Source organism: Catalinimonas alkaloidigena (genome assembly GCF_029504655.1).
In the GTDB taxonomy this organism is placed as follows: domain Bacteria; phylum Bacteroidota; class Bacteroidia; order Cytophagales; family Cyclobacteriaceae; genus Catalinimonas; species Catalinimonas alkaloidigena.
Genome location: NZ_JAQFIL010000001.1, coordinates 4,084,769 through 4,101,011, shown reverse-complemented (window position 1 = coordinate 4,101,011; position 16,243 = coordinate 4,084,769). Strand labels below are relative to the sequence as shown.

The following is a 16,243-nucleotide window of genomic DNA, read 5'->3' as shown; positions in this document are numbered from 1 at the left end:
GAAAACAAATAAAAGTTGTACCTGCCAGCGTTTCTTACATATCAAACTCCCAACGCTATTAAAATATTATCTTTATTAACATTATTCTATGGGCTGAGTAAGAATTGCGGTCACAGTACGTATGCCTTCCTCAAAATTACCTAGTCTCAGATTCTCATTGGGGCTGTGCTGATTGTTGTCAGAGTTTACCGTAGGTACAGTAACGGCAGGAACACCCAGCGTAATCACAAAGGGAGAAATTGGTATGGACCCGCCCGAAGTACGGATGCGAATCGGTGTACTGCCGAAGGCCCGTTCCAGGGCTGCGGAGAGCCAGTTTCCGGTGAGTGAATTAATCTCAGTGCGGAATGCACCATAAGAATATTCATGCTCCATGCTGATGAGCTTATCATAGTCTTGGCGCTCAGCATCAGCAGGTTCACCCACTACAAAATGATAGCCCTGTGCCGCAATGTGTGCTCTAAGCAGATTTAAAAGGTACTCGGGATCAGACTCTTTGACCAGGCGTATATCAATTTCTGCAATGGCAAAGTCAGGTACGATAGTCCGTACTTCTTCTTCTACCCAACCCGATTGCAGGCCACGTATGTTGAGCGAAGGATACTGACGTGAAGCCTGTAGAAAATCCGCTACGCTATCCTGACCGGAGATGCCAATCATCTTTTTGATAGCGGCTTCATCGTCAGGTACAGTTTTTAATAGGGCAATGGTTTTTTCGTCCAGGCTGATGCCTTTGTAATAGCCGGGAATAGTCACTCTGCCGTATTCATCCTTCATGGAAGCCAACAAATGAGCCATACGAAAGGCAGGATTGGGTACATAATTACCATAGTGTCCGCTGTGTTGAGGGTTTTTAGGTCCAAATATCTTTAGCGTAACGGTCTGTATACCTCTTGCTCCGAAAGTGAGGGTAGGCTCATTGGAAGGATGACGCGGACCATCCAGGACAATCATGTGATCAGCCATCAACTCTTCAGCATAAGTTTTGACAGCTCCGGGCAGGTGGGGTGAGCCCAGTTCTTCCTCAAAATCCATGATTACCTTGAGGTTGAAAGAAGGCTTTACATTTTGCTCGGCTAAAATATCCATTGCTTTCAGAAACATGATCACCGGACCTTTGGCATCGGAAGCAGAACGGGCAAATATCCGCCAGTCAGGCTTATAATCATTCTCCAAGCTGCTCCAATCTATGATTTTCCAGCCACCTGAAGCATCAGCCGTTTTGAGAACGGGCTCATAGGGGCTGGGCTGAAACCAGCGAGAAGAATCTACCGGCTGACCGTCAATCTGCAAATAGATAAGTACCGTTGGCAACTTCTGGCTGATAAACTGTGAAGCGAGCAGTAGGGGAGGTCCATCAGTTTCCAGAAGCCGGGTTTGGAAATCACGTTTGCCAAAAGCCTGCTCGCACCATTTCACATTGGCCTGAACATGTGCCGGGTAACTGGCATTATTAGGGATGGAGAGAATTTCTTTGAGTTCCAGAATACCATCGTTTAGATGCTTTTTAGTAAGCGCCTGAATCTGTTTTTGCTGGAGCTTTTGTGCTTCTAAGGATGCATTGCATAGCAAAAATGCTATTAAAAAAATATATGTATAGTTTTTTCTCATCATGGATCAGGTATTTGCAGTGGAGAATGCTGTAAAGATAATATTCCAATCAAAAAGTGAATATAGGAGTCTAGCCTAAAAAGAGATAGTTATGAAAAAGAATATTTTACTGTTGGTCCTTTTCGTAAGTTTTATTTCCTGCGAAGAGGATTTGAAAGGCAGTACAGCAGGTCGCATCAAAATGATGATGGCGGAAACACAGTGTGCGAACCCCTGGGCCTTTGCGCATGATCAAGAGGTATACATGAATAATATCAGAGATTACTTGAAAGATCAGGGGGTAAAGGTTTTATCGCTGGAGTTGAAAAATGAATTAGCTCCCGATACATATCTTTGTGAAGCATGTAATTGCTGGAGTGGAAACAACCTCTATATTAACATTGCAGACGAACAGCGGATTGAGGCTGAAGCATTAGGGTTTACAATCGTAAAAGATTGATCTTAGACCGATAAGTTTTATTCATTTACCTCCTTGCTGAAAGGATCACCGATGCAGGGTATTGAATATAGTCTACCTGATGTCTTATTTTTAAATCTTTGTCAAAGTAGAGCCAGATGGTAAAGCCTCCTGTCCACTCCTGCTTTTCGCCATGCCAGTAAAAAGGATTGAAGTGTCCCCGAGCTACTACCAGACTATCCTGAGTGATGATATCCTGTAATTCCAGATGTTTCTGAGCGGGACTTATCTTCTGAAAATTTGAGTCGGGCCAGTTGTAGAATTCTTTAAAATCTTCCAGGCCTCTTGTACGGGTCTTGAGGGCAGCGTCAGTAAAAGTAACTTTTGGATGGTAAAAAGATAGAAATTTATTCCAATCTTCTCTTTTTTGATAAGTAGAAAAATATTCAATGGCGCGGCTTCTTACCTGCTGCTCAAATTTTTCTTCTTCACTAGGGCCACAAGCCATCAACAAGAGGAAAGGCAATACAAATAAATACTGGATATGCTTCATGCGATTTCAGAAGTTACTGTAAGGTCAACATCAACCATGCGTTAGCACGTTCATGCATACAGAAATAAATGAAGCATAAGGCTTGCCAAACTTTATCCTATCCTGAATTTAGTGAAAAAGGATGTAGCCTGCGTTTATTTGGAGAAGTATGTTTAGCCCAGTATCTGCATTAAAGTGGAGGCGGTTACAAATCATCAAATTGTTGTTAACATAATTCAAGTATCAGCAAAAAAGCAGAACGATTTATTAAAGTCGTTCTGCTGTCTGGGAAGCTGTAAAAAAACAATTTTGCTAATGTACACCACAGTGACACTGGGGTGTCAGGAAAGAGCACGTTTCCATATGGAAGTCAAACTGCTGATTGTATTTATTCTGCTCCCAGTAAAATTTGCTTCTTGCCTGATCATAAAGACCTACTTCATTCATACTTTTGGCATCGTATAAACGTCCGTTGACCATAGTATGGCTTACTTGCTCGGTATTGCGGATATCATCCAGAGGGTTGGCATCCAGCACCACCAGATCGGCCAGCTTACCTTCTTCCAGCGAGCCGATATGTTTGTCCATGCCTAAATAATAAGCACCATCTATAGTCGCTGCTTTCAGCGCTTCCATCTCACTCATGCCCCCCTGCTCCAGCATCCAGAGTTCCCAGTGAGCTCCTAAGCCCTGCAACTGACCATGAGCGCCCAGGTTTACTTTTACACCCTGGTCTGCCAAAGCTTTGCAGCTTTCAGAAGTCAGAATATGACCATGATCATACTCCTCATCAGGCACCATAGTCCGATGACGTGAGCGGGAATCAATCACTCCCCGGGGAGTAAATGTGAGCAGATGTTCTTTCTCCCAAACTTTAGAATTCTGGTAAAAATAATATTCACCATTCAGCCCACCATAATTGACGATCAGCGTAGGCGTATACGTAGTTTTGCTGGCTGCCCATAGCTGTAACACATCATCGTAAAGTGGAGCAACCGGAATATTATGCTCAATACTGGAATGTCCGTCCAGGATCATGCTCATATTATGAAAAAAGAATGAACCACCTTCAGGAACTACTAAAATCTCTTCTTCACGGGCTGCCTGTATGATTTGCTGACGCTGGTCACGACGGGGCTGGTTATAGCTTTTGACTGAAAAAGCTCCAAAAGCTTTGGTACGACGAATGGCAGATCGAGCATCATCAAGGTTATTGATCTTGGCTTTAAAATCTCCCTCGGCACCGTAGAGGATAACTCCGGTGGAAAATACTCTTGGACCTACTATATTACCGGCTTTAACCATCTCAGAAAAGGCAAAGACCATCTCGGTATTAGCCGAAGGGTCGTGCATGGTGGTAACACCATAAGCCAGGTTGGCATAATAAGGCCAGTGCTTCTGAGGGTTAAGCCCCAGGCGGAAATGCTGCGCATGCGCATGCACATCTATGATGCCGGGGATGATGGTTTTGCCACTGACATCCATTACTTTGGCTGAATTCGGGATCTCCACTTCATCGGTTGAGCCTATTGCCTTGATACGGTTATCCTCAATCAGAATGGTACCGTTTTCAATCACTTCATCGCCTTTCATGGTGATGAGGCGGGCTCCTCGTAATGCTAGTACTCCTTCCGGCTTATCAAAATCAACTTCCAGCCCTACTTTAAGTCCTGTGGTATCCACAGGAGATAATTCATCGGGAGCACCTTCCATAAAGGCGAAGCTATTGCTCAGCTCAGTAGTAAAATATTCTTCACCCAGTGTCCAGTGAAGTTTTTCACTATCGGCAGACCAGTGCAGGTTGATGCCTGCGTCACGGGCTACCTGCGTGACAGGAATAGCTTTGGTGTCGGCACTAAGTTCTATGCCTTTACCCGCCTGAGGAAAAGCCGCGATGTATACCTTGAAAAGCTCAGTAAAGGCAATCCACTTGCCATCCGGGCTGGGGACAAACTGCGTAGCGTATTTGGAAGTAAAATGAGTCTGCTCATCTTCTCCATTCAGATTGACACTCTTGAACTTTTTGTCCAGTGAGCCGAATAGGGAGCCTCCTGTCTGATAGTAGATTCGCTGACCGTCCGGGCTGAACATGGGAAACTCACCTTCATCGGTGATTTTTCTCACATTTCCTCCATCCGAACCCATGAGATAAAGACCGGGTTCTTTGTCAAAATTATAGCCCTGATCGCTGTTCCCTGACTCTTTGCGAAACACAATCATTTTACCATCGGGTGAAAAGGCAGGAGTACGAAAACTTCCCTTGAGGGTGGTAAGCTTTACCGGTGTAGCCCTTCTTTCATTGAGCTTGAGTTGATACAGTGCGCCATAAGTTTCATCGTTCCAGCTTGTATATGCAAGGGAATTGCCATCTTTGGAAATTGCCGGTTCAAATTCAAAATCCGCTCCCTTAGTGAGCCGTTCTGGTTTGCCATCAGGAAGGGATTTTTTCCAGAGATAGCCCAGGGCATGAAAAATCAATGTTTTCTCATCGGGAGAAGTAATCGCATGGCGTATTACCTTTGCAGTAAACCGCTCAGGAGCGGGCTCATGCTCAAAATGCAGCGCTTCTTCAATCTGATGGGTAGCACTTACTGTAAAAGGAATCTCTGTAGCATTCACCTGATCAATGTCAACTTTCCAAAGTTTACCTTCTCCCCAGATCACGATGGCTTTATCATCGGGCATCCAGTCAAAGCCGGGGTAAGTACCAAAAATGGCCCAGGCTTCCTGCTGGTCTTTGCTAAGTCCATCATAAATCGGCCACTCTTCTCCGCTTTCCAGATCATGAACAAACAGGATGGATTTGGTTCTTACCCTGCGAACAAAAGCCAGCTTTTTGCCATCGTTAGAAACCTGCGGACGACAGGCGCCTCCCGGACCACCGGTTACGGTAGCTATTTCTCCGGTCTTACGGTCATAGCGTTTGATTACATAAATCTGGCTGTTCGGGTCTTTATTGTACTGAAAATAGCCTCCGGGATACATATCCTCGCTATAGTAAACAAAGCGGCCGTCAGGCGAGACAGTGGGCTCATTGACATCCTGCTGGTCATTTTTACGTTCTGTCAGTTGTATGCCGCTCCCTCCACTGATGTGGTACATCCACATCTCTCCCGCACCTAAAGACCGGCCGGAGGTGAAGTGCTTGCGGGCCACAATGTACTGCCCGTCAGGTGTCCAGGCAGGGTTATTAAGCAGCCTGAAATCTTCTTTGGTGACCTGTTGCGCATTGCTGCCATCGGTATTCATCAGCCAGATATTATCACCTCCTCCGGCATCGCTGGTGAAGGCAATCTGTGAGCCTTCCGGGCTAAAGCGGGGCTGGCTTTCATAAGCATGACCTTCACGTATCAGTCGAGCTTCACCTCCGCCAATGGGCAGGGTAAAAATATCACCTAAAAGGTCAAAAGCAATACGCTGTCCATCGGGACTGACATCCAGGTTCATCCAGGTACCTTCGTTAGTAGTAATTGTAACTTCACTGGCAGGACCGTGCGTCTGGCTTACGTTCCACTTTTCCTCTTCATTTTTATCCTGCCCGGACGCCAGAAAAGGAAGAAAGGAACATAATAAGGATAGGGAAGAGGTGTGTAGTAGCTTCATGCTATGTTAGATTTTTTACCATTAACCTACGGATAATTGTGACGTGGGGCAATGTATGAGAAGGCGGAAGGAAAGTTTTCTTTGCTATTTGCCAAGCTGCTCCTGAAAAAATAAGTAAAGCATAGTCATGGCTTCATTTTCACTTGCGTTGGCAACCAGATCAGTATGTTCTTGGTTGAATATGATCAGCAGACTGTCATATTCTCTGGCTTTCATGTCTAAAGCCTTGAGTGTCTCCTGCTTGAAATCCTCATCCTCCAGAGTTGTATGATAGGCATTTAGGTCTCTTTCTCTTTTGCGTACGGCCTTCATCTTTCTTTTTTGTTTCTCCTGAGTCGAGAAGTATGAGAATGGTCCATAGAGTATGCCACCAATTTGCTGTGGAGGCATAACTATTTCTCTTATCTCAGGATACCAACTCATATCCCATACCCAACTGCCTGTCTCTATGGGTTTAGATTTTTTTTGCGATAAAAGAACAGGTACTTTAATTGGCGTACGCTCTGGCCGCTTTAACATATTGATTCTACTGGAAAATACTAATACTTCGCTGAGCAGATGGGTGTCGGGAATAAGGTAGACCGTAAAGCTGCTATCAGCAGCAGGATCAACCAGCTGATAGTAGGTGATATAGCCAATGGAAGAAAACTGTAATTCAGTAGCTTTACTGATCTCTAGTCTAAAGTTTCCAAACCTGTTGGTTACTGTCCCCTTCTGACCACTCTCTATGCTCACATGTACATAAGCGAGAGGCTTTTGTGTTTCCGTATCCAGCACTTTACCACTGATATGTTGTCCCCTTGCGGCAGTACAAAGAATAAGTAGAACTGAGAGTAGCGTAGGCAGAACTGTAGCATTCATCATGTTTTGGTTAGCGTATGTTCTATATAAGTTAGTATTAGAAGTAACGTATAAATACTCACATGTATTGTGAATATATGTTTGTATGCCTGTGTCTAAGGTTTTTATGATGTGATTGTTGGCTGTAGGTAAGGAAAAAGGTGATGAGTGTTTTTCTGTAAAGTGCTAATTGTCAGCTTTCCTTCCGTGAAATTGTCACATTTTTTTGGGCTTAAATAAAAACTAGTATACTGTCTATTCTTATCCTTATCGGGCTTCTATTGATTATTTGATGATAAGATCTCCCCTCAGGCGAGGAGATTGACTATTTTACCTATAAGTACGTTTTTCTAATACTCAACCTATTCTAAACAGCCAAGAGCTTTAAAGTTCAAGTAACTTTCAATTGTAATTTGCGAGGGAGAAAAAAAGATCACAGCAATAATAAGTATTTTGCATATCGGCTTCTCCTTACCATTTATCAGTATGGTTCTATTCAAAAGTTTAAGCGTTGTTTGCGTAAGTCTCAGCTTTCTTGGCCTGGGTTTTCTATTACAGTCTTTTTAAAAGCCGAATGGGCACAGCTTGGCAAGCCGATGGGGATGCAATGATCAACGCCTGTGCATCGGATGAAGAGAGGACGCCCATCGGATGGCGATTCTATACTGATCAAATGAATATGCTTTCAGCAGGCAGGAGCCAAAAAAAGCCCCCTATTCATGGAACTTTGATAACTAATGATGCATTTTATCCTATTTCTTTTTGTATTCGGCAGCCTGCATGGCTTTGCTTACCTACTAGCGAAAGGTAGTTGAAAATATGTAGCATAGCTTGACCTCCAGCGTTAAAAGCATGCATCTAACCTAAAGGAAGAGAGAATCATGCTCATCTACTTCTACTTACTTTCTGTGAAGCTACTCCTCCTCTTCCTGGAAATCGCTATCATTGACCCAGCCATGATTTACCTCTTCGCCTTCCATGTAGCGCTCATAGAAATTGCGATTGGACTCATTAGCATATGTATATTCATCAAAAACGTGCCCATTGCCCATCATTCGAGGATCTCCCTGCGCCTGTAATTCTGCCAGCATGCGTACTTTTAGTTCTTCCAGCATAGGTGTGTATTCCGGGTTGAGCGCTAAATTGTGTACACAATCAGGGTCTTCATCAATGCGGTACAGCTCTTCTGCCGGACGCTTGCCAAAATTCATCAGCCAATACGCACGCATGTCTTCTTCATAGCGCATGTTTAATATCTGCGTTTTGGTAGCACCTCCATCGGTATTCAGGTAGCCTGTTTCAGGATTACCGGAGGGCCACCGGTCCGGCTCAAAGTTTTGAACATACAGCAAGTCATCTGTAACTATTCCCCTGATGGGATAGCCCCAGTCATTCGGTCTGCCTACGTCATGCCGCTCTTTTCCGATAAGTACATGGTCACGGTCAGGGTTGACCATTCCCTCTTTTTCTGCCTGAAATATATCCGTCATGGACTTTCCCTGCATCACCTGCATACTGTTCTGTTCGGGAGAGATTTGTGCCAGCTCCATAAAGGTAGGAGCGAAGTCAATGAAACTGATAAAATCATCAATCTTACGGCCTGCGTTTTTTATGCCTTTCGTCCACATCATGGCAAGCGGCAAATGATTTGACAATTCATAAGCGTTACCTTTTACCCGTGGAAAGGGCATACCATTGTCGGCGGTGACAACAATAATAGTATTATCCAGCTGTCCATTTTCTTCTAGAATTTCCAGCATCCTCATAAGGTGCTGATCAAAATATTCAATTTCGTAAGCATAGTCCAGCATATCGGTGCGTACCGAATCAGTGTCAGGCCAAAATTCCGGAACCTCATCAATCTGATCAATTTGTTTACCTCCTTTGTTGATACCCGCGCCGTATTCATAGGCACGATGAGGCTCAATGGCACCAAACCAAAAGCAGAAGGGTAGCGAATCCGGACGAGCTTGGAGAAAATCCTCAAAGTTTCTGGCATAATCGTTATTGCTCATAAACTCTGCGGGCGGGGTGGTCATATATTCGTTGAAGGCCGGTCCGGTAAGCTCTCTTCTTTTTCCGTTCCTCTCTCCCGGATCACCGGGAGACCAGCCTTTGGCAGTATGCCCGGTAAAGTAACCATGCTCAGCCAGGCTTTCCATGAAAGTGGTGAATTTTGCAGGAAAGAAGGGTACATGATTGGCAGCCTCTTCCAACTGCCAGGAATTGCGGCCAGTGAGTATACATGAACGGGAAGGCGCGCATTTTGCGTTGGGCGTGTAAGCATTATTAAACAAGAGGCCTTCGCTGGCTACGCGATCAAAGGCCGGTGTATTTACCCAATTAGTGCCGTATGCTCCCATATGGGGAAAGGAAGCGTCATCTGCGATGGCAAAGAGAATATTGGGTCTTTGGTCATGTGTTTCCTGCTCCTGAGGCTGGCAAGCATAAAAAGTAAGCAGGGAAAGAAGAAAAATGATTTTTCTCATCTTAGAGGTTCTAATTAGATTCATAAATCTGAATATATAAAAATAGATGAAATAAAATGAAGCCCGGCTTAAGGACTTTCTTATTTTGACCCACTAATCTGCTCAAATTTTTCTAGTATTGTAAAAATTATTAGTGGGCTAGCATTTGCACGATGCAAGCGTAAATACCCTAGGCTATTGCAGTGAATCTTAAGATGTATATACTGATCAAACTTTAGCCCATCTGCAAAAATACGAACCATCTATGAATACAATGCATTTTTATAAATATCAGGGTACTGGTAATGACTTTGTGATGATAGACAATCGGGAAGGAAAATTTCCGCAACATGATGAAAAGCTGATTCAGAGACTCTGCCATCGTAAATTCGGTATAGGTGCTGATGGCCTGATACTCTTACAGGACCATGATGAATATGATTTTGAGATGATTTACTACAATGCTGATGCGACCACCAGTATGTGTGGGAATGGCAGCCGTTGCGCGGTTCATCTGGCACATCATCTGGGTATGATCGGTAAGCATTCACAGTTTTATGCTGAAGACGGCTTCCACGAGGCCCGGATTGAAGGCGAGCAGATTCACATTCGCATGGTGGATGTAGTAGGTATTGAGGAGGTTGAAAGCGGCTACTTTATGAATACAGGCACGCGCCATTATGTCAGGTTTGTAGAAGATCTGACAGATTATGATGTGATGGGTGTAGGAAAAAAAATCCGTTATCATGAAGCATTTGTGCCTCAGGGTACCAATGCCAGTTTTGTAGAAATGAAAGGCGATGAGGTTCATATGCGTATATATGAGAAAGGAGTAGAAAACGAGACTTTGTCCTCAGGAACAGGTGTAACCGCAGTTGCGCTCACGGTAGCGAAAGTCAAAGGACTTGCCAGCCCCATAACAATTAATACCCAGGGAGGAATTCTTCAGGTATCGTTCCGACAGCTGAAAGACAATTTTTATACAGATATATATATGATTGGGCCTGCTGTCATGGTTTTTGAGGGCACTGTTTTTGTGTAATACGGTTTTTTTACATATTAGTGTTTTTGCAAACTCGGACCGAGGGTTAGCAAAGTTTACACACATTAATTATTTGAAATCAACAGAGATATAAATATCCAATCAATATGCTAAATAAATTACTGGCAAAACTATTCGGCAGTAAATCTGACAAAGATATCAAAGAGGTCATGCCAATGGTTGAGGAGATTAAAGCTGAATATGATAAGCTGCAAGGCATAAGTGATGATGAGCTGAGAGGCAAAACTTTTGAAGTAAAAGCGGTGATTGATGGTGAGTTAGAAAGCATTGATCAGCAACTCAAAGAGCTTCATGAACGTGTAGAGCAAAACCCCAAAATGGATATAAATGAAAAAGAAAGGGTTTTTGCACAGATAGATAAATTGGAAGAAGACCGCAATACGGTACTGGAGGAGGTATTGCTAAAAGTATTACCTCAGGCGTTTGCGATCGTAAGAGAAACTGCACGTCGCTTCAAGGACAATGGTAAAATGGAGGTAAACGCCACGCTCTTTGATAAGCAGATGGCCGCCAAACATGAGCACATAAGCATAGAAGGTGAGAAGTCAGTATGGAGCAACGAGTGGCTGGCTGCCGGACAGAAAATCAAATGGGATATGCTGCATTACGAGGTGCAGCTCATCGGAGGTATCGTGTTACATCAGGGTAAAATCGCAGAGATGGCTACCGGTGAAGGTAAAACGCTGGTAGCTACCCTGCCAGCTTTCCTGAATGCCCTGGCCAAGCGTGGCGTGCATGTGATTACAGTCAACGATTATCTGGCCAAAAGAGATGCCGAGTGGATGGCACCTCTTTTCCAGTTTCATCAAATGACAGTGGATTGTATTGACAAATACCAGCCTAACTCTGATGAACGACGCGCTGCCTATAAAGCAGACATCACTTATGGTACTAATAATGAGTTTGGTTTTGATTATCTGCGTGACAACATGGCCCGTGAAATGGGTGACCTGGTACAGCGTAAACATCACTTCGCGATGGTGGATGAGGTTGACTCCGTACTGGTAGACGAAGCCCGTACACCGCTGATTATTTCCGGACCCGTTCCAAAAGGAGATGAGCATGAGTTTTACGAGCTAAAGCCTCGTATTTCTCGTTTGTATGAAGCACAGAAAAAGCTTGTGAACGAACTGCTACAGGATGCCAAGAAGAAAGTAAAGGAAGGAAATACGCAGGAAGGTGGGCTTTCGCTATTCAGAGCGCACCGTGGGTTGCCCAAATACAAACCTCTGATCCGCTTTCTCAGCGCGACGGGCAACAAGCAGATCATGCAAAAAACTGAGAACTTTTATCTGCAGGATAATTCTCGCAATATGCCTGAAGCGGATGCTCCTCTATACTTTACAATAGAAGAGAAAAATAACAATATTGACCTTACAGAGAAAGGGATTGATTTAATAACGCAAACAGGTGAAGACCCACAATTTTTCATCATGCCGGATATTGGTACGGCTATCGCTGATCTGGAGAAAGATGAAGAAATGAGCGATGAAGAAAAGGTGAAGCAAAAAGATGAGCTGATTAAAGATTATGCCGTAAAATCGCAGCGTATCCATACGGTCAACCAGTTATTAAAGGCATACGCGCTTTTTGAAATTGATCAGGAGTACATCATTGCTGATGGCAAAATCAAAATTGTAGATGAACAGACAGGTAGGGTGATGGATGGCCGCCGCTATTCAGACGGTCTGCACCAGGCCATTGAAGCCAAAGAGAATGTGAAAGTAGAAGAGGCTACCCAGACCTATGCTACCATTACTTTGCAGAATTACTTCCGCATGTACCATAAGCTGGCGGGTATGACAGGTACTGCCGAAACAGAAGCAGGGGAGTTCTGGGAAATTTACAAGCTGGATGTGGTAGTGATCCCTACCAACCGCCCAATCGTTCGGGATGACCGCCAGGACCTGGTGTTCAAAACCATGCGCGAGAAATTTAATGCGGTAGTAGATGAAATCAATGAGCTGTCTGAAAAAGGCCGCCCCATATTAGTAGGTACTACCTCGGTGGAGATTTCTGAGATTTTGAGCCGCATGCTCAAGATGAGGAATGTGAAACATAACGTACTAAATGCGAAACAACACCAGCGGGAGGCAGAAATAGTAGCAGAAGCCGGTCAACCCGGTACAGTGACTATTGCTACTAACATGGCAGGCCGTGGTACGGACATCAAGCTTTCACCAGAGTCAAAACAGGCTGGTGGACTGGCGATTATAGGTACTGAGCGGCATGAGTCACGTCGTGTGGACCGCCAGCTCAGAGGGCGTGCCGGTCGTCAGGGTGATCCGGGCTCTTCACAGTTTTTTGTGTCCCTGGAAGATAACCTGATGCGTCTGTTTGGTTCTGACCGTATTGCCAAACTGATGGACCGCATGGGACTGGAAGAAGGTGAGGTGATCCAGCATTCTATGGTGACCAGCTCCATTGAAAGAGCGCAGAAAAAAGTAGAGGAAAACAATTTTGCTATCCGTAAACGCCTGCTGGAATACGATAACGTCATGAACCAGCAACGTGAGGTAATCTATGAAAGACGTAAAAATGCCCTGCAGGGAGAAAGACTTTCCATGGATATCATGACGATGCTGTATGATACTTGCGAAGACATTGTACTTGGTACCAAAGGGGTAAGTAATTACGAAAGCTTTAAGCTGACTGTATTGGGAACGCTAGCTATTGATTACCCAATTGAACATGCCGAATTTGATCAGATTTCTGAAAACCAACTGACAGAAAATCTGTATCAATACGCTTATGAGCAGTACGGCAAAAAGAATGAACACGTAGCTCAGAAGTCCCTGCCAGTACTGAAAAACATCAAAGAGACCCGAGGGGCAACGGTAGAAAATATTCTGGTGCCTTTTACCAATGGGAAAATGCAACTGGGTGTATCAGCCAACCTTCAGAAAGTAATTGACACCGAAGGGGGAGCTATGATACAGGCGATGGAAAAAGCTATTACCTTGGCAATCATTGACCAAAACTGGAAAGAACATCTGCGCGAGATGGATGATCTGAAACAGTCAGTTCAAAATGCGGTATATGAGCAGAAAGATCCGCTCCTAATCTATAAGTTTGAGGCTTTTGAACTGTTTAAGCGGTTTATTGCCAAAGTCAATGAAGAAACGATTTCCTTCCTGATGAAAGCTGATATCCCGGTACAAAGCTCTGAACAGGTAAGAGAAGCCCGGTCTGTAAGACAAAAGCAACAAAAGCTCAAAGAATCCAAAGAGGAAGTTTCTTCCTCACTTGACAGAGGCAGCGCAGCCAATGCTGCAGCAGCCCAGAGAAACCGTCCGCCTGCTGAGCCGGTACAGCCTGCGAAAACCACCAAAGTAGCAGGTAGGAACGATAGGGTGAATGTTCAATATAGTGATGGAAGTATCAAGAAAAATGTTAAGTTTAAAACCGTTGAAGATGACCTTAAAAATAATCGTTGCGTAATCGTGGATGATTAACATCAAGAAACTACCTGATATTCGTGTATACTTACTCCTGTTTTTCTGCCTGAGTTGTACCTATGTACAACAGGCAGAGCAGTCAGTAACTGAAATCAACATCCAGGGAGAGCCCGGCAATTTCCATGGATTTCGTATGTACGCTTTTGAGTTTCAGGGGCGGCAGAGTAGAATTGTGGTCCCTAAACGACCTGCTAAAGATAATCCCTGGATATGGCGCGCACGATTTTTTGGCCATCGGCCTGAGGTAGATATAGAGCTCTTGTCACGTGGGTTTTATGTGGCTTTCATTGATGTGTCCGGTTTGTATGGCAGTCCTCAGGCGGTTGAAATCTGGGATGATTTTTACAAGTACGTAACTCAGGAATATGATTTTTCTTCCAAAGTCGTACTGGAAGGTATGAGTAGGGGGGGCTTAATCGTGTTTAACTGGGCTGCTGAAAATACGGACAAAGTCTCCTGTATTTATGCCGATGCACCTGTCTGCGACATAAAAAGCTGGCCGGGAGGTAAAATGAGCGGTCGGGGCAGTGAAGAAGACTGGCAGCAGTGTCTGGAAGCATATGGCATGAGCGAGGAAGAAGCACTCAACTACCAGCAAAACCCTATAGACAAAATAGAAGCTATCACGGAAGCTGATATTCCTCTGTTTATGGTGTCGGGAGATGAAGATAAGGTGGTCCCTTTTGAAGAAAATGGTGCCCTGATCGTGAAAGCATATAAAGAACGTAAGGGAAAGGTAAAAGTAGTTATGAAGGAAGGAGAAGGGCATGTACATGGACTAAAAGATGCACGCCCTATAGTTAACTTTATACTGAAACATCATCGCTAAACTTGCACCTTGCCTATTTTTGCCTAATCTTTGATTAGCTCATTAAATAAATATAAAGCGATCAATGGCAAGTAGATCTACCCGATACCTTATCCTGGCAATCATCATTGTCGGTGTTTTTATCCTCCTGCTTTTGCTGCTCAAAAATTGGCAGAGGCAACCTTCTCCAGTTGAATCCCCACAGACACAAAGCGAACAGGAAAAACAGAGCGAACCCTCTGTTTCAGAAACTAGAACGCTTGATTATCTACCCAAATCTGAAAACCAACAAATAATTCAGCATCAGTTCTATACCCTGTCTTACGTAGAAAAACATGAGCAGGCTGAATGGGTAGCCTATGAATTAACAGGCATAGAAGTAGAAGGTGTAGAAGAGCGTTCTGATGATTTTCGGGAAGATCCTATGGTACTTACAGGTTCAGCCAGCTTGGATGATTATTATCGCTCCGGCTACGACAGAGGACACTTAGCTCCGGCAGGTGATATGAAATTTTCCGAAGAAGCGATGAGTGAAAGCTTCTTTATGTCTAATATGAGTCCTCAGGCACCTGAGTTTAATCGTGGAATCTGGAGGATTTTGGAAGAGCAGGTACGTGACTGGGCGCTGGAAAATGGGAAGCTATACGTAGTGACAGGACCGGTATTTTACCAGAGGTCCAAAAGGATAGGCAAAAACAGGGTGAGCATCCCCAAAGCTTATTATAAAGTACTCTTGGATTACACTGAACCTGAAATCAAGGCGATAGGGTTTTTATTTCCAAATGATGGATCTGAGAAAGATATTTATTCCTTTGTAGTACCTATTGACAGCATAGAAAAGGTGACCAATATAGATTTTTTTCCTGCCTTAACCGAGCAGGAAGAAGTGCTCCTGGAGAGTAAGGTAAATGTATCTGAGTGGATAGCAGATTAATAGCATATGTTTCGTTTGCTTAGTGTAGTGAGTGGAGTGTTGATAATGACCATTTTGTATGCATTATTTCCTACCCGCCACTTGCCTACTGCTACCGTATGTGATCGGCTAATTGTCTTTAAAAAAAGAAAGATACTACAGCTTTGGTCTAAAGGAAAACTGGTTAAGGTTTATAAAGTAGCATTAGGTAAAGTGCCTGTTGGCGCAAAAAGCAGAGAAGGTGACATGCGAACTCCTGAGGGCAGCTACTTCATACATGATAAGAATCCTAAAAGTGCATTTTATCTCAATCTGGGGATTTCGTATCCTAATGATCGGGATCAGGCACATGCTGAAGCAAATGGTTTAAAGCCCGGAAGTGCTATCAAAATCCACGGACTTAGGAATGGCTGTGGCTGGAGAGGTCGCTTCCACCGTTATCGTAACTGGACAGCCGGTTGTATTGCTCTAACCAATGCTGAAATAGAAGAGCTGTATCGTGCGGTACCTCTCCATACGCCCATCAATATCTATCCATAAAACAAGATTA

Annotated in this window: 11 protein-coding genes; 6 read left to right on the top strand and 5 right to left on the bottom strand. The window is 44.0% G+C overall.

Annotated features, from left to right (window positions below; genetic code table 11):
- Positions 1-81 precede the first annotated feature (81 nt).
- Entirely contained in the window at positions 82-1,614 is a 1,533-nt protein-coding gene (locus OKW21_RS16680) for a M20/M25/M40 family metallo-hydrolase (protein WP_277481191.1), read from the bottom strand.
- Positions 1,615-1,702: 88 nt separating this feature from the next.
- Between OKW21_RS16680 and OKW21_RS16675 the strand changes: the two genes are divergently transcribed.
- Positions 1,703-2,050 (top strand): hypothetical protein, encoded by a 348-nt coding sequence (locus OKW21_RS16675; protein WP_277481190.1) that lies wholly within the window; start codon positions 1,703-1,705, stop codon positions 2,048-2,050.
- A 25-nt stretch (positions 2,051-2,075) separates the two neighbouring features.
- Here the strand turns inward: OKW21_RS16675 and OKW21_RS16670 are convergent, their stop codons facing one another.
- The 4 genes from OKW21_RS16670 to OKW21_RS16655 all read right to left on the bottom strand — a co-directional run bounded on the left by OKW21_RS16670 (position 2,076) and on the right by OKW21_RS16655 (position 9,472).
- Positions 2,076-2,561 carry a nuclear transport factor 2 family protein gene (locus tag OKW21_RS16670; RefSeq protein ID WP_277481189.1) on the bottom strand — a complete coding sequence of 162 codons (486 nt, stop codon included), beginning with the start codon at positions 2,559-2,561 and terminating at the stop codon, positions 2,076-2,078.
- Positions 2,562-2,852: 291 nt separating this feature from the next.
- A complete protein-coding gene (locus OKW21_RS16665; protein ID WP_277481186.1) occupies positions 2,853-6,143 on the bottom strand; it encodes an amidohydrolase family protein in 3,291 nt (1,096 codons plus the stop codon).
- Between the two features lie 84 nt (positions 6,144-6,227).
- Positions 6,228-7,007, bottom strand: a complete 780-nt coding sequence (locus tag OKW21_RS16660; RefSeq protein WP_277481184.1) for a carboxypeptidase-like regulatory domain-containing protein — start codon at positions 7,005-7,007, stop codon at positions 6,228-6,230.
- An 890-nt stretch (positions 7,008-7,897) separates the two neighbouring features.
- On the bottom strand, positions 7,898-9,472 hold the full coding sequence (locus tag OKW21_RS16655; protein ID WP_277481183.1) for a sulfatase family protein: 1,575 nt from the start codon (positions 9,470-9,472) through the stop codon (positions 7,898-7,900).
- 244 nt (positions 9,473-9,716) lie between these two features.
- On the opposite strand from OKW21_RS16655, the gene dapF reads away from it, so the two are divergent.
- From dapF to OKW21_RS16630, 5 genes are all read left to right on the top strand, one after another.
- On the top strand, positions 9,717-10,493 hold the full coding sequence (dapF, locus tag OKW21_RS16650) for a diaminopimelate epimerase (RefSeq protein WP_338130064.1): 777 nt from the start codon (positions 9,717-9,719) through the stop codon (positions 10,491-10,493).
- 107 nt (positions 10,494-10,600) lie between these two features.
- Positions 10,601-13,969, top strand: a complete 3,369-nt coding sequence (secA, locus tag OKW21_RS16645; RefSeq protein WP_277481181.1) for a preprotein translocase subunit SecA — start codon at positions 10,601-10,603, stop codon at positions 13,967-13,969.
- Positions 13,962-14,801 (top strand): alpha/beta hydrolase family protein, encoded by an 840-nt coding sequence (locus tag OKW21_RS16640; protein ID WP_277481178.1) that lies wholly within the window; start codon positions 13,962-13,964, stop codon positions 14,799-14,801. The genes secA and OKW21_RS16640 overlap by 8 nt, the downstream gene beginning before the upstream one ends.
- Before the next feature lie 64 nt (positions 14,802-14,865).
- Positions 14,866-15,714 (top strand): DNA/RNA non-specific endonuclease, encoded by an 849-nt coding sequence (locus OKW21_RS16635; protein WP_277481176.1) that lies wholly within the window; start codon positions 14,866-14,868, stop codon positions 15,712-15,714.
- Positions 15,715-15,720: 6 nt separating this feature from the next.
- The gene (locus OKW21_RS16630) at positions 15,721-16,233 is read left to right on the top strand and encodes a L,D-transpeptidase family protein (protein ID WP_277481175.1); all 513 of its coding nucleotides are present in this window, start codon (positions 15,721-15,723) and stop codon (positions 16,231-16,233) included.
- The last annotated feature ends 10 nt before the right edge of the window (positions 16,234-16,243 follow it).

Excerpts from the sequence above, each read along its gene's own strand:
- OKW21_RS16680 (WP_277481191.1), bottom strand. The coding sequence starts at position 1,614 with ATGATGAGAAAAAACTATACATATATTTTTTTAATAGCATTTTTGCTA.
- OKW21_RS16675 (WP_277481190.1), top strand. The coding sequence starts at position 1,703 with ATGAAAAAGAATATTTTACTGTTGGTCCTTTTCGTAAGTTTTATTTCC.
- OKW21_RS16670 (WP_277481189.1), bottom strand. The coding sequence starts at position 2,561 with ATGAAGCATATCCAGTATTTATTTGTATTGCCTTTCCTCTTGTTGATG.
- OKW21_RS16665 (WP_277481186.1), bottom strand. The coding sequence starts at position 6,143 with ATGAAGCTACTACACACCTCTTCCCTATCCTTATTATGTTCCTTTCTT.
- OKW21_RS16660 (WP_277481184.1), bottom strand. The coding sequence starts at position 7,007 with ATGATGAATGCTACAGTTCTGCCTACGCTACTCTCAGTTCTACTTATT.
- OKW21_RS16655 (WP_277481183.1), bottom strand. The coding sequence starts at position 9,472 with ATGAGAAAAATCATTTTTCTTCTTTCCCTGCTTACTTTTTATGCTTGC.
- dapF (WP_338130064.1), top strand. The coding sequence starts at position 9,717 with ATGAATACAATGCATTTTTATAAATATCAGGGTACTGGTAATGACTTT.
- secA (WP_277481181.1), top strand. The coding sequence starts at position 10,601 with ATGCTAAATAAATTACTGGCAAAACTATTCGGCAGTAAATCTGACAAA.
- OKW21_RS16640 (WP_277481178.1), top strand. The coding sequence starts at position 13,962 with ATGATTAACATCAAGAAACTACCTGATATTCGTGTATACTTACTCCTG.
- OKW21_RS16635 (WP_277481176.1), top strand. The coding sequence starts at position 14,866 with ATGGCAAGTAGATCTACCCGATACCTTATCCTGGCAATCATCATTGTC.
- OKW21_RS16630 (WP_277481175.1), top strand. The coding sequence starts at position 15,721 with ATGTTTCGTTTGCTTAGTGTAGTGAGTGGAGTGTTGATAATGACCATT.